General features: G+C 68.7%; 15 protein-coding genes. 8 read left to right on the top strand and 7 right to left on the bottom strand.

Annotated features, from left to right (window positions below):
- Positions 1-11 precede the first annotated feature (11 nt).
- Positions 12-1022, bottom strand: coding sequence for an EamA family transporter (locus IT182_10520; protein ID MCC6163766.1), 1011 nt, complete (start codon positions 1020-1022; stop codon positions 12-14).
- A gap of 162 nt (positions 1023-1184) precedes the next feature.
- On the opposite strand from IT182_10520, the gene IT182_10515 reads away from it, so the two are divergent.
- Complete coding sequence (locus IT182_10515; protein MCC6163765.1) at positions 1185-2399, top strand: aminotransferase class V-fold PLP-dependent enzyme; 1215 nt, start codon at positions 1185-1187, stop codon at positions 2397-2399.
- A gap of 29 nt (positions 2400-2428) precedes the next feature.
- Here IT182_10515 and IT182_10510 read toward each other — a convergent pair whose 3' ends face one another.
- From IT182_10510 to IT182_10495, 4 genes are all read right to left on the bottom strand, one after another.
- Entirely contained in the window at positions 2429-3127 is a 699-nt protein-coding gene (locus IT182_10510) for a response regulator transcription factor (GenBank protein MCC6163764.1), read from the bottom strand.
- Positions 3124-5094: a HAMP domain-containing histidine kinase gene (locus IT182_10505; GenBank protein MCC6163763.1), complete on the bottom strand. Its 1971-nt coding sequence runs from the start codon at positions 5092-5094 to the stop codon at positions 3124-3126. The genes IT182_10510 and IT182_10505 overlap by 4 nt, the downstream gene beginning before the upstream one ends.
- 104 nt (positions 5095-5198) lie before the next feature.
- Positions 5199-5864 carry an OmpA family protein gene (locus IT182_10500; protein MCC6163762.1) on the bottom strand — a complete coding sequence of 222 codons (666 nt, stop codon included), beginning with the start codon at positions 5862-5864 and terminating at the stop codon, positions 5199-5201.
- 32 nt (positions 5865-5896) lie between these two features.
- A complete protein-coding gene (locus IT182_10495; protein ID MCC6163761.1) occupies positions 5897-6847 on the bottom strand; it encodes a VWA domain-containing protein in 951 nt (316 codons plus the stop codon).
- 331 nt (positions 6848-7178) lie between these two features.
- Here IT182_10495 and IT182_10490 point away from each other — a divergent pair, with 331 nt between their 5' ends.
- From IT182_10490 to dgoD, 3 genes are all read left to right on the top strand, one after another.
- Entirely contained in the window at positions 7179-8399 is a 1221-nt protein-coding gene (locus IT182_10490) for an aminotransferase class I/II-fold pyridoxal phosphate-dependent enzyme (GenBank protein MCC6163760.1), read from the top strand.
- Positions 8396-10483 (top strand): hypothetical protein, encoded by a 2088-nt coding sequence (locus tag IT182_10485; protein ID MCC6163759.1) that lies wholly within the window; start codon positions 8396-8398, stop codon positions 10481-10483. Before IT182_10490 ends, IT182_10485 begins: the two co-directional genes overlap by 4 nt.
- Positions 10484-10705: 222 nt before the next feature.
- Positions 10706-11953 carry a galactonate dehydratase gene (dgoD, locus tag IT182_10480; protein ID MCC6163758.1) on the top strand — a complete coding sequence of 416 codons (1248 nt, stop codon included), beginning with the start codon at positions 10706-10708 and terminating at the stop codon, positions 11951-11953.
- Between the two features lie 168 nt (positions 11954-12121).
- Here dgoD and IT182_10475 read toward each other — a convergent pair whose 3' ends face one another.
- Together IT182_10475 and IT182_10470 are read right to left on the bottom strand one after the other, a co-directional pair.
- Complete coding sequence (locus tag IT182_10475; protein ID MCC6163757.1) at positions 12122-12985, bottom strand: hypothetical protein; 864 nt, start codon at positions 12983-12985, stop codon at positions 12122-12124.
- Positions 12986-12999: 14 nt separating this feature from the next.
- Positions 13000-13791, bottom strand: a complete 792-nt coding sequence (locus tag IT182_10470; protein MCC6163756.1) for a hypothetical protein — start codon at positions 13789-13791, stop codon at positions 13000-13002.
- 62 nt (positions 13792-13853) lie between these two features.
- On the opposite strand from IT182_10470, the gene IT182_10465 reads away from it, so the two are divergent.
- Genes IT182_10465 through IT182_10450 form a run of 4 tightly spaced genes read left to right on the top strand, consistent with a single transcriptional unit; the run spans position 13854 to position 20560 of the window.
- Positions 13854-15251: an MBL fold metallo-hydrolase gene (locus IT182_10465; GenBank protein MCC6163755.1), complete on the top strand. Its 1398-nt coding sequence runs from the start codon at positions 13854-13856 to the stop codon at positions 15249-15251.
- Positions 15248-17173 (top strand): peptidase M49, encoded by a 1926-nt coding sequence (locus tag IT182_10460; GenBank protein ID MCC6163754.1) that lies wholly within the window; start codon positions 15248-15250, stop codon positions 17171-17173. The genes IT182_10465 and IT182_10460 overlap by 4 nt, the downstream gene beginning before the upstream one ends.
- Complete coding sequence (locus IT182_10455; GenBank protein ID MCC6163753.1) at positions 17151-19319, top strand: peptidylprolyl isomerase; 2169 nt, start codon at positions 17151-17153, stop codon at positions 19317-19319. The genes IT182_10460 and IT182_10455 overlap by 23 nt, the downstream gene beginning before the upstream one ends.
- Positions 19316-20560, top strand: a complete 1245-nt coding sequence (locus tag IT182_10450) for a threonine/serine exporter family protein (protein ID MCC6163752.1) — start codon at positions 19316-19318, stop codon at positions 20558-20560. The genes IT182_10455 and IT182_10450 overlap by 4 nt, the downstream gene beginning before the upstream one ends.
- The last annotated feature ends 135 nt before the right edge of the window (positions 20561-20695 follow it).

Raw genomic sequence — 20695 nt, 5'->3', positions numbered from 1 at the left:
CCCCCGAGGCTTCAGCCGCCGACACTCCCTGCATCGTGGCACTCCCGACCTTCTCGGGGCGCGCCGTTCTCCGAGGCCGTCCGCTCGATCCGGTGCCCGGTGCCCGGTGACCGGTGCCCGGCCTTTGGCCCGCGCGACACGATCGCCGACCCCGTGAGGATGACGGCGATGGCGGCGGCGATACGCCAGGTGAGGGGCTCGTGCAGGATCCACGTCCCCAGGAGGACCGCGACGATCGGGTTGACGTAGGGGTACAGCGACACGACCGAGATGGGCAGATGGCGCAGGGCGTACGTGTACGCGACGAAGCCGATGAGGCTGCCTGCGAAGAACAGGTACACGACGGCGGCGATGGTGCGGCCCGACCACGCCAGGCGGCCGAACTCCCCGAGGCTCCCGCCGACGACGAGCATCAGGAGGCCGCCGGCCAGCATCTGGAACGCCGAGGCAACGAGCGGGTCCACGTCGCGCAGGCGCTGCTTGGAGATCGTGGAACCGACAGCCCAGCCGATACCCGCCAGCTGCGTGGCGATGAGACCGCCGACCCACGTCCGCCCCGTTGTCTCGGTGAGCGCGTGCGTGAGATCGGGCCACACGAGGAGCAGGATGCCGCCGAAGCCCACGAGCAGACCGCCGATGGTGCGGCGCGTCAGGCGATCGCCGCCGGCGATGGCCTCGATGCCGACCATCCAGAAGGGCGTCGACGCCACGAGGATGGCCACGAGCCCGCTGGCCATGAACTGCTCGGCCCACACCACGCCGCCGTTCCCGAAGCCAAGCATCGCTAGGCCAATAGCCAGAAATGTTGGTGCGCGCCTGAAGTCAGGCCACTGATGGCCCAGGAACCGCAGTGCGATCGCCAGTACCGACCCCGCCAGCGTGAAGCGCATCCCCCCGAGCAGGAACGGCGGAACAGTCTCGAGGGCGATCTTGATGCCAAGATAGGTTGTACCCCAGAAAATGCAGACCGCAATGAACGCCGCCCACGCCCAACGTCGGACTGATGGATCGGGCGGGGACATCAGGGGATCATGGCATAGTCCGGCAACCGGCTGCCGGCATGTTAGACTCCCCCCATTCCTTCAGGAGTCGGGCTCATGACGTCGCGGCGTGCGTTTCTTTCACGGCTTGGATCGACGGGGACCGTCGTGGCGGCGGCGCTCACGAGCGACGGGCTGGCGCTGATGGCGCGCGCGGCCGAGCAGGTGCGCGGACGAACGGCAGCCGACGTTGCGGCAGACGAGGATTTCTGGCGCGAGGTGCAGCTCGGGTTCACGCTCGATCGCACCGTCATCAACCTGAACAACGGCGGTGTCTGTCCGAGCCCGCGCGTGGTGCACGAGGCGCTCAAGCGCTACCTCGACCACGCCAACCAGGCGCCCGTGTTCAACATGTGGCAGGAGCAGGAGCCCAACCTCGAACGCGTCAGGCAGGGTCTGGCGCTCGACGCGGGCTGCGACCCCGAAGAGCTGGCGATCACCCGTAACGCGAGCGAGGCGCTGCAGATCGCTCAGCTCGGCATCGACCTTCGGCCGGGCGACGAGGTGGTGACCACCACCCAGGACTACGGCCGCATGCTCGATACGTGGGAACAGCGCGTCCGCCGCGACGGCATCTCGCTGAAGAAGGTCACGTTCCCCGTGCCGCCGCCGTCCATGGACGACCTCACCCAGCGGCTCACCAGCGCCATCGGGCCGAAGACGAAGGTCCTCCACTTCTGTCACATAACCAATTTGACGGGTCAGATCTTCCCTGTCGCCGACATCTGTCGCATCGCCAGGGCGCGCGGCGTCCAGACGATCGTGGATGGCGCGCACGCTTTCGGGCACTTCCCCTTCGAAATCAGCGACCTCGGCTGCGACTACTACGGCACCAGCCTCCACAAGTGGCTGCTGGCCCCCATCGGCACCGGCTTCCTCTACGCGCGCCGCGAGCGAATCGAGTCACTCTGGCCGCTCACGCCGGCCGCCGCGTCGAAGGCGCGCGACATCCGCAAGTTCGAGGAGATCGGCACGCATCCGGCCGCCAATCACAACGCGGTGGCCGAAGCGCGCGTGTTCCACCAGACCATCGGCGTCCAACGGAAGGTCGCGCGGCTGCGGTACCTGCGCGACCGCTGGATGCGTCGGCTCGCGGATCATCCCGGCACCACCATCCACACGAGCTTCGACCCGGCGCAGAGCGGCGCCATCGGCAATCTCGGCACGCCTGGCGTCGACCCCGCCCGCCTCGCCGCCCACCTCTACGCGGACCACCGCATCATCGTGACGCCCATCAAGCACCCCGAGTTCGAAGGCATCCGCGTAACGCCGAACGTCTATACGACTCTCGAGGAAGTCGACACGTTCGCGACGACGATGGAGCGGATTCTGGAGCGCGGTCTGCCGGCAACGGCGTAGGCACCGGGCCCGGCCCGCTGTCCCGTCCGTCAGCCGACGAAGCGGTAGCCCAGGCCGTGGACGGTCAGGAGGAACTGGGGATGGCGGGGATTGGGCTCGATCTTCTGCCTGAGCCAGGCCACGTGGACGTCGACGGTGCGCGTCGACGGCATCGCGTTGTAGCCCCACACCTCGTTGAGCAGCTGATCGCGTGAGACGACCTCGTTGCGGTGCTCGATCAGGTATCGCAGCAGCTGGTACTCGCGCGCCGAGAGCTCCACGCGATCGGCCCCTCTGAAGACCTCCGCACTGCGGTAGTCCACGCGGACGTCCCCGAACTCGTGTCCTTCGCTGGCGGGCGTGACGGCCGGCGGCGTGGACCGACGGCGCAGGCGCGCCTCGACGCGCGCGAGCAGCTCCATCATCTCGAACGGCTTTGACAGGTAGTCGTCGGCGCCGAGCTTGAGCCCCACCACCGTGTCCACCACCTGCCCGCGCGCCGTGAGCATGATGACGGGCGTCTCGACGCCGCGCTGACGCAGGTCGCGCAGCACGTCGAACCCGTTCTTGCGCGGCAGCATCACGTCGAGCAGCACGAGATCGAACTCGCCCGACGCCGCCTTGTCGAGGCCCGTCGCGCCGTCGCCGGCCGTCTCGACGTGATAGCCCTCGCGGCGCAGCCGATCGGAGAGCGTGAGCTGCAGGCCGGGTTCGTCCTCGACGAGCAGGATGCGGGCGGGCTCGTTCACGAGGCGTGTCCGCGCCCTTCGAGCCGCGTGTCGACGCGCGCGACACTCTCCTCCACTGCGGCCGTCGCAGCGAGGTCGGGTGCAGATGGCAGCAGCAGCGTGAACGTCGTGCCGCGCGGCGTGCTCTGCACCTGCACGCGTCCGCCGTGCTGTCGCACGATGCGGTCCACGAGACTCAGGCCGAGGCCGCTGCCGTGTATCTGTCCGTCGAGCGCGTGCTGTCCCCTGTAGAACGGCTCGAAGATGCGCGCCAGTTCCGTCTCGGGGATGCCGGGCCCGTGGTCCGACACGGCGATCGCCACCGTCCGCGCGTCGACGGGCGCCACGCGCACGCCGACCCACCTGTCGGTGCCGCCGTACTTCACGGCGTTGGCGATCAGGTTCTGCACCGACCGCGCGAGCGCAGCGTGGTCGGCCTGCACGAACAGCGGCGTCTCGGGGGCCTCGACGTCGACCTGCGCGTCGGTCTCCGCCAGCAGCGGGCCCGATGCGTCGATGGCCGCCCGCGCGACGTCCGCCGCGAGGGCCGGTCGCAGGTCGAGCGAACGACCCGCCTCGAAGCCCGCGAACTCCATCACCTGCTCCACCATCTCGGTCAGCCGCCGCCCCTCGTCAGCGATCAGCTGTCCGTACCGCTGCACCTGCGCGGTGTCTGCCACGACGCCGTCGGCCAGGTTCTCCGCCGCAGACCTGATGACGGCCAGCGGCGTGCGCAGTTCGTGCGAGACGCCCGCCACGAACTCCATCTGCTGCGCGGCGAGCGTGCGCGCGCGCGCGCTCGACACGACCAGCATCCCGATGCTGGCACCGAGCAGCAGAATCACGCTCGAACTCACGAACAGGTTGCGCCGGCGCGTCGACGCGACTGCGGCTTCGAGTGACCCGGCCCGGTGCGCGAAATCGGCGCGCCACAGCGGCTCGCGATCGGGCCGTCGTGGCTCGCCCTCGGGACCACCACGCCGGACGGTGACCGACACGCCCTGCTTGGGTGGCGCCGTCCCTCCGGGCCCCTCCGCATGCGGTGGCAGGGTCGGCCCTCCGGGCCCGAGCGTCTGTCGTCCCGCGTCGGCCGCATTCGCACGGACCTGCGTGCCGCGGCGATCGTCGACCACGAAGCGGTTGAACTCGCGCGTCCGCACGTCGAAGAAGACCTCGGACGCATCGGGCGACGCTATCGCGCAGCGTGCGGCGTCGTGGTCCGAGCAGAACACCGGCGCGCCGCTGACGCGATCGACGATGGAGACACGATACGGCGTGTGGGTCGCCTCGCTGAAGTGGCGGGCGAGGACGTCCGGCAGGAACGACTCGCGGATGAACGCCGTGTCGAGCAACACGATCGTGTAGTCCCACGGCCGTCGCTCGCGCGAGAACACGATCGCCCCGCCCGCGTTCACGATGGGCACGGGCGGACGCGCGATGACGAGCGCGGTCCCGCCGGCGGCGATGGGCGGCACGAACGGGCCCGGGCCGCGGTCGGGACCACGCTCGGATCCGTCGGTGGGGAGTGTCGTCAGGGTGTCGAGGATGGCTGCGAGCGCGGGCGGCACGTCGGTTCCGACAGGCTCGAGCGCTTCACGCTCGCGGTCGTAGCGCTGCACGTCCAACGACGCGGGTCGACCGGCATGGCCATCGTGCGACAGCGAGGCGACGTAGATCCGGTCAACGAGACCGGGGTGCGGCGCCGACGCGAACCAGCGCTGGAAATGCCCCACGGAATCGAGCGGCGGCGTCACGCCGGGCGTGACGCCGCGGTCGGCCTGCAGCCACACGTACGCGCGCGTCAACTCGCGATCGAAATCCTGCGTGAACTGCGTGACCTGCGCACGCAGGTTTGTCTGCATGCGCTCGCGCTGATCGGCGCTGATCTGGCCGAGCCATCGCCACTGCAGCCACGCAAGCGAGAGCAACAGCGCGGCCAGCACGCCGGCCAGCACCACGGGCGCCCACGCACGTACCCCTCGAGGCATCGTCAGAATCTAGCACCCGACGTACGCGTCTGGACGCGGCAGCCCGCAGATTTTACGTTGTTAACGAGTGCAGGACGGAGGACGACGGCCCGTTTGTCTTCGTGCTACGACAACATGCGCAGGACGACGCGGCGGTTCTCGGCACGGCCGGCCTTGGTCTTGTTGTTGCCCACCGGCTTGTCCTCGCCGTACGAGATCACGTTGATCTTGTGCAGTGGCACCTGGTGCGTCTCGTACAGGTAGCGCTTCACCGCCTCGGCGCGCTTCAGGCCGAGCGCTTCGTTGGCCCTGGTGGAGCCGACGCTGTCGGTGTGCCCCTCGATCTCGAAGAACACGGCCTTGGGATCGGCCTGCAGGTCCGTGATCACCTTGTCGAGCGCGGCCTTGGCATCGTCTGGCAGTTGTGCGCCGCCGAACTTGAAACCGCCCTTGGCTTCGCTCAGCACGACCTCGTACACGAGGCGACGGCCGGCCTTGTCGAGGGCGTCGGCCTTGGCACCCGCGGCGTCGGCCGAGGCGCGTGCGGCACCGGCCGCTTCACCCGCGGCACCGGCCCTGGCGTCGGCCGCGCGAGCCGCGTCGCCCGCTGCGCCGGCCTTGGCGTCGACCTCGTTGATGCGCTGCTGGTTGCGCTCGACGTCACCCGACAGCGTGGTGACCTTGCCGTCGACTTCTCCGACCCGCGTGTTGACGTACTTCTTGGTGGCGCATGCCGAACCGGTGATGGCGAACGCGCCGACGGTCAGGGCAATCAGGGCACGCTGGAACATGGTGTGACTCCTCCCGAATGAACAAGTGACAATCAATCGCCGTTGGATGACGGCTGGGCGAAATACCCGGAGCGCGCCCGAACGAGCAGTTCGGGATTACGAGTGCGCACCGCTACCCGGTGCCATCCCGCGCGCGTGGACGACTCGAAGGCCAACAGATACTGGTGCCGCAACTCGACGACGAGGCGGCGCGCCGCGAGACTCGTCTCGGCGGGCGTGGACGTGATGAGCATGTCTCCGCCGGTCCAGGCCGACAGGTTCCCGAGCGGCGTCGTGATCGGCTCGCCGGCGTTCCTGATGGCGATGCCGCGCATCGGATGGTTGGTCGGCGTCGTGACCACCACCACGTACACCGGCACGTCGATCGCGCTCGCAATCCCGGACACGTCGGCTATCGACAGGTTGCTCGCCGTGTCGATGCCGTCCGTGACGACGATGACGGCGCGGCGGGGGGACGGCCGCGTCTCCAGCCGCTCCGCCGTCCGCGCGATCGCGTCGTACAACGCGGTCGTCCCGTAAGCGGAGAGTTTCGGAAGTGCGTCGGCGATCTCGGCGCTGCTCGTCGTGAAGGGCTGCACTTCGTGGAGCGCCTTGTCGAACGCGAAGAGCGCGACCTCGTCCTTGCCCGGGTCGAACCACGCCAGCAGGTGGCGGATGACCTCACGGGCCGAGTCGAGGTTGTTGGACAGCTTCATGCTGCCGCTCTGATCGATCAGGACGCCGAACGAGACGGGACCCTGATCGGAGACCCCGAAGTCGACGATCGGCCGGGTCGTGCCGTTCTCGAGGATCTGGAAGTCGTCGCGCGTGAGGTTGCGCACGGGCCGGCCCTTGCGGTCCTTCACGACGGCGTTGACCGAGACCAGGCTCACGCCGCTGCGGAACGTCGGCACCGGGTCCTGCCCGTGTCCGTGCACCGGTACCCCCGCCGACAACACGGCGAATGCACCCACGAGACCGGCCACCACCCACGACCTCCGCATCACGACCTTCCCTTCATCAAGATCCCTGCCAGCCCGGTTGTCCTGTCCAGAACACTCATTTTCGGCCATTTCCACCCGAACCGGACCCTACTGATGAGCGAAATCGTGTAAATACCGCCCCAACCGTGTAGGACTTACGCGGATCGCGGGTAGACCCGGGACTTCCTCTCTTTGTCGTCCAACTCAGCCGGAAGCTGTAGGGCCAGCATCGCCACGGGAATCCTGCCCGGGCGCGAGTGGCGTCGGACGGGGCCACCCCGCACGGGCCGACGAACCTCTTCCCTACACGTGCTCGTGGCGAGGAGGACGGGTGGGGCTCTACAATCCAGCGATGGCGCACACGAGCACGCCCCTGCCTGTCGCTGACCGCGTCAACGGGTTCAGCTACGCGATCCGTAACATCGTGGTCGAGGCCAGGAAGGTGGAGGCGACCGGGCGGAAGGTGGCGTACCTGAACATCGGCGACCCGATCCCCTTCGGGTTCGAGACGCCGCCGCACCTGGTCGAGGCCGTCGCGAGGGCCATGCGCGACCAGCACAACGGCTACACGCCCTCGCCGGGCATCGCCGAGGCGCGCGTCGCGGTGGCCGATGACTTCACGCGCCGGGGCCTCGACGTCGATCCCGATCGCGTGCTCATCACCTCGGGCACGTCGGAAGGCATCGAGCTCACCCTCACCGCACTGCTCAACCCGGGCGACGAGGTGCTCGTCCCCACGCCGACATATCCCCTGTACACGGCCGTGATCGCCAAGCTCGGTGCCGTGGAACGGTACTACCGCACCGACCCGTCGCGCAGCTGGCTGCCAGACCTCGATCACCTCGCCACGCTCGTCACCCCGCGCACCCGCGCGCTCGTCGTCATCGATCCCAACAACCCCACGGGCGCCGTCTATCCGTACGACGTGCGACGGGCGCTGGTGGAGTTCTCCGAACGCCACGGCCTGTTGTTCATCGCCGACGAGGTCTACGGCGATCTCGCGTACGACGGGCCCGTGCCGCCGATCGGCCTCATCGATCCGGACGCGGCCGTCATCTCCTACTCCTCGCTGTCCAAGGCGTACCTGGCACCAGGCTGGCGCGCGGGGTGGATGGCCGTGGGACGCACCGCCCGCCTCGATCCGTTGCTCGCCGGCCTGCGCAAGCTCGCAGACGGCCGGCTGTGCAGTCCGGGCCCCATGCAGTACGGCGTGACGGCGGCCCTGCGCGGCGACAGGACGTTCCAGGTGGCGCTGCGCGACGGTCTCCGCGAGCGGGCCGACATCACCACCGAACGGCTCAACGCGATCCCAGGCATGACGTGCGTGCGTCCGGAAGGGGCGTTCTACGCGATGCCGCAGGTGGCACTGCCACCGGGCAGGACCGACCAGGACTACGTGCTCGGCCTGCTGCGCGCCACGGGCGTGCTCACGGTGTTCGGATCCGGCTTCGGCACCGACCCCGCGATCGGCGCGTTCCGTGTGGTGTTCCTGGCGCAACCCGCCGAACTCCATCGCATCTACGACCTGGTGGCCGAGTACACGGGCGAGTTCCTGGCCGGCCGCACCGCGTGACGCGCGCGGGGGGCACAGGCGTCACCCGCGCGACAGGCCCCGGCCCGCTCGGCGCCGCGCTCCTCTTCGTCCTCGTCACGGTCGCGTGGACGTGGCCCCTCGCGACGGGGCTGACGCGCGACGTCCCGTGGGACTTCGGCGATCCGCTCCTCAACGCGTGGATCCTCGCGTGGCACTTCCACCAGGCGGGCCGCGTGCTGCACGGCGACGTCGCGGCGCTGTCGGACTGGTGGCACGCCAACATCTTCCATCCGTCGCCGTACGCGCTCGGCCAGTCGGAACTGCTCGTGGCGCAGGCCGTGCAGGGCGCGCCCGTGTACGCGCTGACAGGTAACATTCTGCTGACCTATAACCTGCTGTTCCTCTCGACGTTCGTCCTGTCTGCACTCGGCGCGTATCTGCTCGTGCGCAGCCTCACGCGCAATGGCCGGGCGGCAATCGTCGCGGGACTGCTCTACGGATTCGCGCTGTATCGCGTGAACCAGGGGCCACACCTGCAGGTCCTCTCGTCGCAGTGGTTCCCGTTCGTGCTGTGGGGATTGCACGAGTGGTGGGAGCGGGGCCGCTGGTGCCACGCCGTGCTCGCCGGTCTCGCCCTGGCGGCGCAGAACCTCTCCAACGGGTACTTCCTCGTGTACGCCGCGCTCTGGCTGCCGCCGTACGTCGCGGCGCAGGCGTGGCTGCGCCATCGCCTGCGCGACGCGCGCGCATGGCTCGGCCCGGCGATCGCCGCCGCGGTAGGCGTCGGACTCACGCTCCCGTTCCTCTACCCCTACGTGCAGGTGCGTCGCCTCGGACAACCCTCGCGCCCGCTCGCCGCCGTGGTGGAGTACAGCGCCGACACGTACGCCTGGCTCACCGCCAACGGCCAGCTCCGGCTCTGGGGCACGCGTCTCCAGACGATGGTCCGGCCGGAGGGGGATCTGTTTCCGGGCGCGGTGCCGGTGCTGCTTGTGGCGATCGCCGCGCTTCTCGCGATCCGCGACAGACGCATGGCGCTGCCATCGCCTGGCGTCGTCGTGAGCCAGGGGCTGAAGCCCCTGGCCTCCAGTCCGCGGAAGCCCGGGGCCCGACGTGTGCGGCGCAGCGTGGCCGTCGTCGCCGCGCTGCTCGCCGCCGGGCACGTCGTCGCGATCGCGTTGGCGCTCTTTGCCGGTCAGCAGCGCGTCTACGTGGGGCCGATCACGATCAGCATCACGGATGGCACGCGGCTCATCGTCGGGTTAGCGCTGTCGCTGGGCGTGCTCCTCGCGGCCTCGCCGCGGGCGCGCGGCGTCGCACGAGACGACCCGCAGCAGCCGCTGTTCCTCATGATCGCGCTGGCCGCGGCGACGGTGTGGCTCTCGTTCGGTCCGATCGTGCACATCGGCGGGCGCGTGGCGCGTCACTGGCCGTCGCTCTACGCGTTCGTGTACGCGTACGTCCCCGGCGCCGACGGCCTGCGCGTGCCGCCACGCATCGCGATGGTGACCGCACTCGCGCTCGCCGTGATCGGCGGACTCGCCGCCCACGCCCTGATGCGCCGCCGGCACGGCGCACTCGCGACGGGCGTGCTGGCAGTGGCGTTCATGGCGGAGAGCTGGCCGGCCCCGATCCCGATCAACACGCGCATCGACGCCGCGCCACTCCGGCCGATCGCCGCGGTGCTCCCGCCGCGACCCGCCGAGCATCCACTCGCACGAGCGATCGCCGCGCTCCCTGCCGATGCCGTCCTGATCGATCTGCCGTTCGGATCGCTGCCGTACGAAGTGTGGTGGCAATACCTCTCGATCGGCCACTGGCGCGCGCGCGTGAACGGCTACAGCGGCGACATGCCGCCCGGCTTCCTCGCCTTCGACATGCGCCTGCGCGAGTTCCCCGACCGTCTCGCCGCCGGCACGGCCAACCCGTCCGACGCCGACGCGACGATGGACGCCCTGCGCGAAAGAGGCGTGACCCACATGGTCATCCACCCCGACGCCTGGCCAACAACGGCCCAGCCAGACGCCCTCCGCAGATGGCTCAGCGCCTCCGGAGCAACACGGGTCACAGGCAGCGCTGAGTTGTGGGAACTGCCTGTGAAAAGTCCAAAGGGCAAAGGGTAACGGACAAGGACAGTCACAAAGGTCAAAGCGCAAAGGATCAAAGGGCAAGACGCGAAAGCGAAGAGGCCGTCAGCCTTGCGCGCGGAGGCCTTTGCCGTTCACCTTCCTTCTTGCCGCTTCCGCCTTTTTCGCTGCCCTTGTCCGTTACCCTTTGGACTTTGGACTTTGACAGGAGTCACCATGTCTGATCGCCGCTCGTTTCTGCGTGACGTGTTCGGGGCCATGGGGGCGGCGGCTGTCGCCGCTCCGGCGCTGGCTGATGGTCAGACCCGACCCCGGACGTCGGATCCGTATCCCGCCACACCGCCGCCCACAGAATCCGTGGAGGAACCGCTCGAGGGCAGCATCCGCATCACGAGACTCGAGACGTATCTGGTCAAGCCGCGGTGGCTGTTCCTCGAGGTTCACACAGACGAGGGCATCGTCGGACTGGGCGAGCCGCTCACCGAGGGGCGGGCGCTGACCTGTGCGGCGGCGGTCAAGGAGATCGAGCCGTATCTCATCGGCAAGGACGCCCGTCGCGTCGTGCATCACTGGCAGGCGATCTACCGGCATGCCTTCTACCGTGGCGGCCCGATCCTGACGAGCGCGCTGTCGGGCATCGACATGGCGCTCTGGGACATCAAGGGCAAGGCGCTCGGCGTGCCCGTGTACGAGTTACTCGGCGGTCCGACCCGCGATCGCGTCCGCGTCTACGCGCACGCCCGCACCATCGACGCCGTGAAGCAACAGAAGGCGCAGGGCTTCACCGCGTTCAAGACGGGTCCGTACCTGAGCCGACGCGGCCCATCCGGACGCGGCTGGTCGCGCTACGTCGAGACGCCGGACTTCGTGAAGAAGTCGGCCGACAACTTCGCCGAGCTGCGCGCGGTGGTCGGCGACGACTGCGACATCGGCATCGACTTCCATGGCGCCATCAGCCCCGCCACGGCAAAACTCCTCATCAAGGCGATCGAGCCATACAGCCCGATGTTCGTCGAGGAGCCGGTCAACTGCCAGTACCTCGACGCGATGGTCGACATCGCCCGCGGAACGCACCTGCCGATCGCCACCGGCGAGCGCATCTTCACCAAGTGGGGCTTCCGCGAGATCCTTGAGAAGCAGGCCGCCGTCATCCTGCAGCCCGATCTCTGTCACGCGGGCGGCATCACCGAGTGCCGGCTGATCGCCGGGATGGCCGAGGCCCACTACGCATCGATCGCACCACACAACCCGCTCGGCCCGATCTCGCTCGCGGCCGGCGTCCAGCTCGCCGCAGCGATTCCCAACTTCACGTGCCAGGAGCAGGTGAGCCTCGGCGAGGGCTACCTGAAGACGCCGTTCGTCGTGAAGAACGGTTACGTCGACCTGCCCAGAGGGCCTGGACTCGGCATCGAGCTGGACAAGGAGCAGATGAAGGACAAGATCGGCCACGACTGGCGCAACCCGGAGACCTACGACGAAGAAGACGGGTCGGTGGTCGATTGGTGACAAGTCAAAAGTCCAAAGGGTAACGGACAAGGGCAGCGAAAAAGGCGGAAGCGGCAAGGAGGAAGGAGGACGGCAAAGGCCTCCGCGCGAAGGGGTAGCGACCACTTTGGCTCTTGCGTCTTGCCCTTTGATCCTTTGCCCTTTGCCCTTTGTGACTGTCCTTGTCCGTTACCCTTTGCCCTTTGGACTTTGACTGAGGTCCAGTATGCGGTGCAGTACCGTGTCTGTATCCGTAAGTGGAAGGTTGCTGATGTAGAAGTGCTGCACGCCGGCGGCGAGGAGGGTGCGGATGGTGCGGGCGCAGACGGCTTCGGGGGTGGCGCCGCCGGCGAACTCCTCGACGAGGGCGTCGACAGGGACGGGCATGAACCCGGCGAGCATGTCGAGCGTGCGGCGGCGGGCGCTGCGGTAGTAGAAGACGCCGAACACGCCGGGGATCGTCACGCCGCGGCGCGCGGCCTCGTTCAGGAATCGCTCGACGTCGGCCACCTGATGGTGCGTGGCCACCTGCGTCAGGTAGTACTCACCCGTGAACTCCGGCGCCGAGAGGAAGTCCACCTGGCGCTCGGGATGGCGATGCGGATTCGCCCAGCCGCCGAGCAGCAACGACGGCTGGCGCTGACGAATCGCCGCGCGCAGTTGCCATGCGTGCTCGACGCTGCGCGGGATCCCCACCGTCTTGTCGCCGCCAAGGACGACCAGCGACGGGAACCCGTGCAGGTGCGCGCGATCGGCGTACGTCAGGCAGTACTGCAGCGTGTGCTTCGACGTGAGGAACGGCACCACGTGCCCGCGCGGCACATCGTCTCCGAGATTGAGGACGAGGTGGCGCAGGTTGTCCTCTTCCTGCGCGCCGACGGCGCTGTCGGTGAGGCACACGTGATGGCCGTGCCGCACGAGGCGACGGACGGCGTGGTAGGTGTCGATCCACGCGTCCATCCCGGCCGCCGCGCTCAACTCCGCGCGGGGCGGCCTGAGCTCGACGGCGTAGACGGACGAGGGCCCGCGCAGGGCCTCGGCGAAAGATGTCACGTCGGAGGGCGCGCCTACTGCTGTCGCTTGACCTTGTAGCCCGCCGGCACCGCGAACAGGTCGTCGGCCAGCGGGGCATCGGAGATGCTGCTCACGGTGCTCGTGATCTCGCTGCCACCCGTCTTGGCGAGGATGCCCGCCATCGGGCCGTCGCCCGACAGCTTGACCGTCTGCTGCGACTCCAGCGGGACGCCCTTCTCGGCCATCGCGCGATAGAGCTCCATCATGCCCTTCGCGTTGCCGGGCTGCGCCTTGGCCGCGCGCGGATCGCCGAAGAAGAAGCCCCTCTCGGCTGCTGCCGCGTAGAACGCCGCGTAGTCCTGCGCACCGGGTGCGGCGCTGGACAGGAACGACGGCCCTGTGATCGTCACCGTCATCGTCATGCCCTGCACGCCGCCCATCGCCGAGGTCACCGCCACGCGCATGTCGTAGCCGGTGGCCTTGTAGCCCGCAATCTCCTTGGACTGCGAGTTCGGCGTGATGGAGACGTCGACGCCGTCGGCCGTGATGCCGGCGGCATTCATGGTCTTCGAGAGCTGGACGACGTTCCAGATCTCGGCTTCCTTGTTCTTGTGGTTGATGCTGATCAACTCACCGGAATCCACGTTCATGATCGTGGAGAGCTGCGCGCCGCCCATCACCTGGTCGGTTCGCATCCTGTTCCCCTTGACGTACGTGATGGTTTCGCCGGACACGCTCCGGCCCATCATCCTGCCGGACATCTGGGTGACCATCTTGACGTCTGCCGACGCGCTGCCGGCCATGGCCAGCAGGCCGACCACCGCTCCCGCAATACGAACGTGCATCACTGCTCACTCCTCCTCGCGAAGTATAGAATACGGGCACTTTCGCCCTCGAACTGCCTTACATGAGCGACATCACCTTCCTCGGGGCCGCCCGCACCGTCACCGGCTCCAGACACCTCCTGCGCACGACAGATGGCCGTCGCGTGCTCGTCGACTGCGGCATGTTCCAGGGCCTGAAGGCCCTCCGCGAACGCAACTGGCACGAGCTCGGCGTGACCGCCACCGACATCGACGCGGTCATCCTCACCCACGCACACCTCGATCACTGCGGCTGGCTGCCGAAGCTGGTCGCCAGCGGTTACACCGGCCGCATCTTCTGTACGCCGGGTACGAGCGAGCTGTGTTCGCTCGTCCTGCCCGACGCCGGGCGCATCCAGGAAGAGGACGCGCGCCAGGCCAACAAGCACGGCTACTCGAAGCACCATCCCGCGCTGCCGCTCTTCACCGAAGACGAGGCCCGCAAGGCCCTCATGCACCTCCAGCCCGTGTCGTACGGCGTACCGGTCCCCGTTGCGCCGGGCGTCACGCTGGAGTTCATCGGTGCGGGTCACCTCCTCGGATCCGCCTTCGCGCGCGTCACGCTCGCCGACGCCCCGAAGACGATCCTGTTCGGCGGCGATCTCGGACGCTACGACCGCCCCGTGCTGCCCGATCCGGCGCCCGTTGCCGAGGCCGACGTCCTGCTGCTCGAATCCACCTACGGCAACAGGACGCACGGTGCCGACGATGGTGGCGCCGAACTGGCGCGCGTGGTGAACGACACAGTCGAACGCGGCGGTCGCGTCGTCATCCCCTCGTTCGCAATCGGCCGCGTCGAGGAAGTGCTGTACTGGCTCGAACGGCTCGAGAAGGCCCGTCGCATCCCCTCGGTGCCCGTCTACGTCGACAGCCCGATGGCCGCACAGGCGCTCGAGTTCTACGAGAACCGGCCGCAGGAGCTCGATCCCGACATGGTCGACGCCCCGCACAGGCCGATGTTCGACGTGCGCCGCCTGCACGTGATCCGCGACGCCGAGGAGTCCAAGGCGCTCACGCGGTCCGACGCGCCGAGCATCATCATCTCGGCGAGCGGGATGGCGACCGGCGGGCGCGTGCTCCATCACCTGAAGCAGATCCTCCCCGACGCGCGCAACAGCGTCATGTTCGTCGGCTACCAGGCCGCCGGCACGCGCGGCAGGACGCTGGTCGACGGCGCCACGACTGTCCGCATCCACGGCGAGCAAGTGCCCGTCGCCGCGCGAATCGTGAAGAACGACCAGATGTCTGCGCACGCCGATCAGCAGGAGATCCTGCGATGGCTGCGCGGCTTCACGCGTCCGCCCGCGCAGACGTTCCTCGTCCACGGGGAGCTCGACGCGATGGAAGTGCTCGCCACGGAGATCCGCGGACAGCTCGGGTGGTCCGTGCACATCCCGCAGCACCGCGAGCGTGTGTCGCTCGGCGCGAAGGGACGGTCATGAGCAACAGGACGTACCTGCTCGAGCGCGTTGGCCCGGCCGCCGTCGTGCAGTTGTACGTCGACGCGTTCGCCGATCTCGCGATCGAGGACAAGCGGCTCGCGTGGCACCTGTACGAGGCCGCGCTCGCCGGACGTGACATCTACTACGACCAGCGCTACGAGCACGCGCTCGCGATGCGCGACACGATCGAGGCGTTGTACCGGCAGCGCGATGCGCTTCCCGCCCACGTCGCCGACGCCATCGCGCGCTACACGAAGCTGTTCTGGATCAACTCGGGTCCGTACGAACACATCACGTCGCGCAAGTTCGTCCTGGAGATCACGCCCGACCAATGGCGCCACGCCCTCGAGGTGGCAGGGTCGGCCCTCCGGGCCAGACCGCTCGACGAACGCGATTTCCTGGACGAGACGTATCGGCCGATGGTCACGAGCAAGACCCCGGCCCCCGGCGAGGACATCCTCGACGCCAGCGCGAACAACCTCTACGCCAACGTCGCATCGGCGGATCTCGACGGCTTCGACGAGCGCTACGTCCTGAATTCGCGCCTGGTCAAGGACGACAACGGCCAGCTTCGCGAAGAGGTCTACCGCGTGGGCGGGCGCTATGGTGCGACCCTCGCGCGCGTGGTGCATCACCTCCGCGCGGCGCGCGACGTGGCGCCGCGCGCAACGGCCGCCGCGCTCGACGCCCTCATCCGCTTCTACGAGACTGGTGAGGAAGAAGACCGGCGCGCATACGACATCGCGTGGGTGGCCGACGCCGATTCGGCCATCGACACGATCAACGGTTTCATCGAGGTCTATCTCGACGCCCGCGGCCACAAGGGCGCCTGGGAAGGCATCGTCTTTCACGAGAACCGCGCGAAGACGACCGACATCAGGCGCATCGCGTCGCACGCGGCATGGTTCGAAGAGCACATGCCGTACGACGTCGCGTACAGGCGCACCGATGTCGTCGGCGTGTCGGCACGCGCGATCGACGTGATCGTGGAGTGCGGCGACGCGGGGCCGATGACGGCCATCGGAATCAACCTGCCGAACGACGAGGCGATCCGCGAGGTGTACGGCAGCAAATCCGTGTCGCTGGCCAACGTCGCCCACGCGTACGAGCAGTCGCAGCCGGAAAGCCTGCGCGAGGAGTTCTGCTGGTCGGAGGAGGAGCGCGATCGATCGCGTCGCTGGCAGGCGCTTGCCGGTGAACTGACGACGAGCCTGCACGAAGTGATCGGACATGGCTCGGGCAGGATGGCGCCCGGCGTCGGATCGCCGCACAGCGTGCTGCGCGAGCAGTATTCGACGCTCGAAGAAACGCGGTCCGATCTCGTGGCGCTGTACTTCGTGGCCGATCCCGTGATGGTGGAGCTGGGGCTCGTCGAGGCCGAGCACCATGCCGACGTGGTGCGCGCCGAGTTCGAGGCGTACGCACGCAACGCGCTCGTGCAGTTGCGCCGCGTGCGCAAGGGCTCGCACCTCGAAGAGGACCACATGCGCAATCGCCAGGCGATCGTGCACTGGCTGATGGCGCACACCTCCGCCATCGAACGGCGCACGCGCAACGAGCGCACGTACTACGTGGTGGTCGACGTCGAGGCGTTCCACGAAGGCGTCGGACGGATGCTCGCGCTCGTGCAGCGCATCAAGTCCGAAGGACGGTACGACGAGGCCGTCGCGCTCTTCGAGGCGTACGGCATCCACTTCGATCCGGCGCTGCGCGATGAAGTCGTCGCGCGCGTGGATCGGCTCGACCTGCCGTCGTACACCGGCTTGGTCATGCCGCGCCTCACCCCCGTCCTCGACGACGCGGGCGCCATCGTCGACGTCACGGTCAGCTACCCGCTCGACCTCGCGACGCAGATGCTCGAATACTCGGCCCGTTACCGCATGGCCGACGAGGACCGTCATGCCTTCGCCGCCACGCCGTAGCGCACTGCTCGTGGCACTGGCGATGGCGGCCGGGCTCGGGAGCAGTCAGGCCCAGACGACATCCACCGATCCGCACACGGCCATCCTGCGCGCCGACAACGCGCGCATCACGACGCCGGAACAGCGCGCCACGATCGACGCGGCGCTCGCGAGCGACGCTCCAGACATCCGCGTGCGCGCGTTGCGCGCGATCGGCCGCACCCGACGCGCCGAGTTCCTCCCGCTCGCGATCGCGGCACTCACCGCGCTCTCACTGGACGTGCGTCGCGAGGCCGCGTTCGCCGTCGCCAGCATCGGGTCCGGCGAACCCGCAGCACTCGCGCCGGCATCGCGCGCGCTCGCCGACGCATTGACGCGCGAGACCGACATCCTCGTCTGCGCGGCGCTCGCCGAGGAGTACGGCCGTCTTCCGTTCGACGCCGCCGACATCCCCTCGGCCGCGCGCGCGCTCCAGTCCCTCGCCGCGCGACTCGCCGTGGACGGCCGGCCGCCCGCTCTCGTCGGCCTCGGCATCGCCCGGGGTGCGGAGGCCCTCGCACGGCGCAGCGCGCGCGTCAAGGCCGACGCGCCCGATCTCGTGGCGCTGCTCGCGTCGATGTACACGCCGGCAGACGTGCGTGGGGCCGGGGAGGATCTGCTGCGCGCGCGCATCAGGCGCCTTGCCGTCTCCGGACTCGTCGCGCTCGACGCCGTGTCGACGGCGCAGGGCGACCTCGCCCTGGCGGATCCAGACGCGCAGGTCAGAAGGCTGGGAGTGATGGCGGTCTCTCGCCGGCAACCGGCAACGGGCAACCGGCAACCGGACAGTCGGCGCGCGGCAGGGGCGCCAGATGGATCGAACCGGCTTCGGCGGACAAGTCAGCCCGTTGGTCGGCTGCTCGATGATCCGGCCGTCATCGTGCGGCATGCCGTCGTGTCGCGCTTCGGCGCCGCTCTGCCGGAGATCGCGACAGCCGCGCTTGGTGACTCGCACGTCAACATCCGACTCGCCGCCATCGACGCGCTCGGCGATGCGCACGCGTGCACAGACGCGTGTACGACACGTCTGAATGGAGTCGGTGTATTCGAAGACAGTCGACAACCGGCAACCGGCAAACGGCAACCGGACACTCGGCACGGCGACGAATGGCATGAGCGGGCGCATGCGCTCGTCGCGCTCGCGAAGACGGATGCCGCACGCGCGCGGCAGTTCATCGCGCGCGCGGCAGACGACGCGACGTGGCAGGTGCGCATGTACGCGGCACGTGCTGCGGGGATCGCGAAGCAGGCCGACGTCATCACGCGCCTGGCCGATGACGCGCACGTCAATGTGCGGCATGCGGCGCTCGTCGCATGGCGCGAGGCCGGATTGCCTGGCGCGACGGAGGCCGCAATCGCCGCGCTGTCGAGCGACGACGGGCAGCTGGTGTTGGAAGCGGCGACGATGCTGTCCGCGACGGGCGGGACGAAGGTGGTGACCGCGGTGCGGGCAGCGTTGGCACGCATCACCGCGCAGGATCGCGAGACGTCGCGCGACCCGCGCGTCGCGCTCGTGGATGCGATTGCCGCGATCGATCCCGATCGTGACGCGACGCTTCGTCCCTATCTCGCGGACGCCGATCCGTTCGTCGTCGATCGCGTGGCGACGCTTCTCGGCGCACGACCACCACAGCGACCGCCACATGAGATGCGCGTGTCGGTGCCGACGGCCGCTGACGTCGATGCGCTCGACAGGACGACAGTCACGCTGCGTCTCCGTGGCGGGCGCGCGTTCACGCTGCGCCTGTATGGCACTCACGCTCCTGCAGCCGTGGCGCGCTTTGTCGCGCAGGTGCGCGAAGGCCAGTGGGACGGCCTCACGTTCCACCGCGTGGAGCCCGGCTTCGTCGTGCAGGGCGGGAGTCCGTCGGCCAACGAGTACGCAGGCGCTGACGCATTCTCGCGCGACGAGTTCTCGACCCTGAGCCACGTCCGCGGCACCATCGGCATCTCCACGCGCGGTACCGACACGGGCGACGGCCAGATCTTCATCAACCTCGTCGACAACGCGCGCCTCGACTTCGCCTACACGATCATCGGGTCGATCGTCGGCGATGCCTCCGCGATCGACGACATCGTCGAGGGCGACGCGATCGAGACGGCCCGCGCGTTCACCCGGCAGCCATGACCGACACGGCGACTTCACCGGCGGTGACAGACGATGCAGCGGTAGGGTTCGTGCTGCGTCTGGGTCGGGCGCTGCACGTGTACGGACTGTCTGCCGACGCGCTCGAGCACGCGCTCCTCGCGATGTGCGAGCGGCTCGGTCTCGAGGCCGCCTTCTTCACCACGCCGACGTCGATCTTCGCCGCGTTCGGCGCGCAGGAACGGCAGCGCACGCACCTCATTCGCGTGTATCCGGGCGACGTGGACCTCGGCAAGCTCGCGCGTCTCGATGCCGTGGCGCGCGAGGTCGAGGCCGGCCAGGTCAGCGTGCTCGAGGGATCGGCGCGCATCGACGCGATCATGGCGATGCCCGCGATCTCGAAGCCGATCGTGCGCATCCTGGCGTACGGCGTGTCATCGGCGGCGATCTGTCGCGTGCTGGCCGGGGGGCTCAACGAAGTCATTGTCGCGGGTGTGGCGGGCCTGCTGACCGGTGCGATTTCGCTCGCGTCAAGGAGGCTGCCGCACGGCACGCACGTCTTCGAGCTCGTGGCGGCGTTCGCCGTGTCGCTGCTCGTCCACTGCGTGGCATCGACGAGCGGCATCAGGCTGTCGATCCCGACGGCCACGCTCGGCGGCGTGGTCGCATTGCTGCCCGGCCTCACGGTCACGGTGGCCATGACGGAACTGGCGCGCCGCCACCTGGCCGCCGGTACCGCGCGACTCAGCGGGGCGTTCCTCGTCTTCATCGCGATCGCGTTCGGCGTGGCCGTCGGCGGCGAGGTGGCCAAGCTGGTCGTCGGCGAGGTGCGCTCGCTGGCGCCGCGACGGCTGCCCGAATGGAGCCTCACGCTCGCGCTCGGCGTCGCACCGCTGGCGTTCGGCGTCCTTCTGCGCGCGCGGCTGCGCGACTTCCCGTGGCTGTGGCTGTCGAGCGCGATCGGCTACACGACGGTGCGCCTCGCCGCGCTCTCGTTCGCCCCGGCCATCGCCGCCTCGGTCGGCGCCTTCGTCGTCGGCGTGCTCGCGAACCTGTACGACAGACGCGGCTACGGCCCCGCATCGGTGGCGCTCGTGCCGGGGCTCCTGCTCCTGCTCCCCGGCAGCATCGGCTACCGATCGCTTACCAGTCTGCTCGACCAGAACGTCATCGTCGGCGTGACCGCCGGCTTCACGATGATCCTCACGGCCGTCGCGATCGCCGGGGGACTCCTCATGGCGAGCGTGATGGTGCCCACAAGACCGTCAAAGTCCAAAGGGTAAAGGGAAAAAGGACAAGGACAGTCCCAAAGGCGGAAGGAGCAGGGAGAAGGGAGAAGAAGGCCAAGGACCTTCGCGCTTTGACCTTTGGGACTGTCATTGTCCTTCTCCCTTTGGCCTTTGGACTTTGACAAGTGT

Source organism: Acidobacteriota bacterium, from assembly GCA_020845575.1.
Lineage (GTDB): Bacteria > Acidobacteriota > Vicinamibacteria > Vicinamibacterales > Vicinamibacteraceae > Luteitalea.
The sequence above is the reverse complement of the archived record's forward strand: the minus strand, read 5'-3'. Positions and strand labels throughout refer to the sequence as shown.

Coding starts and splice junctions, on each gene's coding strand:
- IT182_10520 (MCC6163766.1), bottom strand. CDS start 1,022: ATGTCCCCGCCCGATCCATCAGTCCGACGTTGGGCGTGGGCGGCGTTC.
- IT182_10515 (MCC6163765.1), top strand. CDS start 1,185: ATGGCGCGCGCGGCCGAGCAGGTGCGCGGACGAACGGCAGCCGACGTT.
- IT182_10505 (MCC6163763.1), bottom strand. CDS start 5,094: ATGCCTCGAGGGGTACGTGCGTGGGCGCCCGTGGTGCTGGCCGGCGTG.
- IT182_10500 (MCC6163762.1), bottom strand. CDS start 5,864: ATGTTCCAGCGTGCCCTGATTGCCCTGACCGTCGGCGCGTTCGCCATC.
- IT182_10495 (MCC6163761.1), bottom strand. CDS start 6,847: ATGCGGAGGTCGTGGGTGGTGGCCGGTCTCGTGGGTGCATTCGCCGTG.
- IT182_10490 (MCC6163760.1), top strand. CDS start 7,179: ATGGCGCACACGAGCACGCCCCTGCCTGTCGCTGACCGCGTCAACGGG.
- dgoD (MCC6163758.1), top strand. CDS start 10,706: ATGGGGGCGGCGGCTGTCGCCGCTCCGGCGCTGGCTGATGGTCAGACC.
- IT182_10470 (MCC6163756.1), bottom strand. CDS start 13,791: ATGCACGTTCGTATTGCGGGAGCGGTGGTCGGCCTGCTGGCCATGGCC.
- IT182_10465 (MCC6163755.1), top strand. CDS start 13,854: ATGAGCGACATCACCTTCCTCGGGGCCGCCCGCACCGTCACCGGCTCC.
- IT182_10460 (MCC6163754.1), top strand. CDS start 15,248: ATGAGCAACAGGACGTACCTGCTCGAGCGCGTTGGCCCGGCCGCCGTC.
- IT182_10455 (MCC6163753.1), top strand. CDS start 17,151: ATGCCTTCGCCGCCACGCCGTAGCGCACTGCTCGTGGCACTGGCGATG.
- IT182_10450 (MCC6163752.1), top strand. CDS start 19,316: ATGACCGACACGGCGACTTCACCGGCGGTGACAGACGATGCAGCGGTA.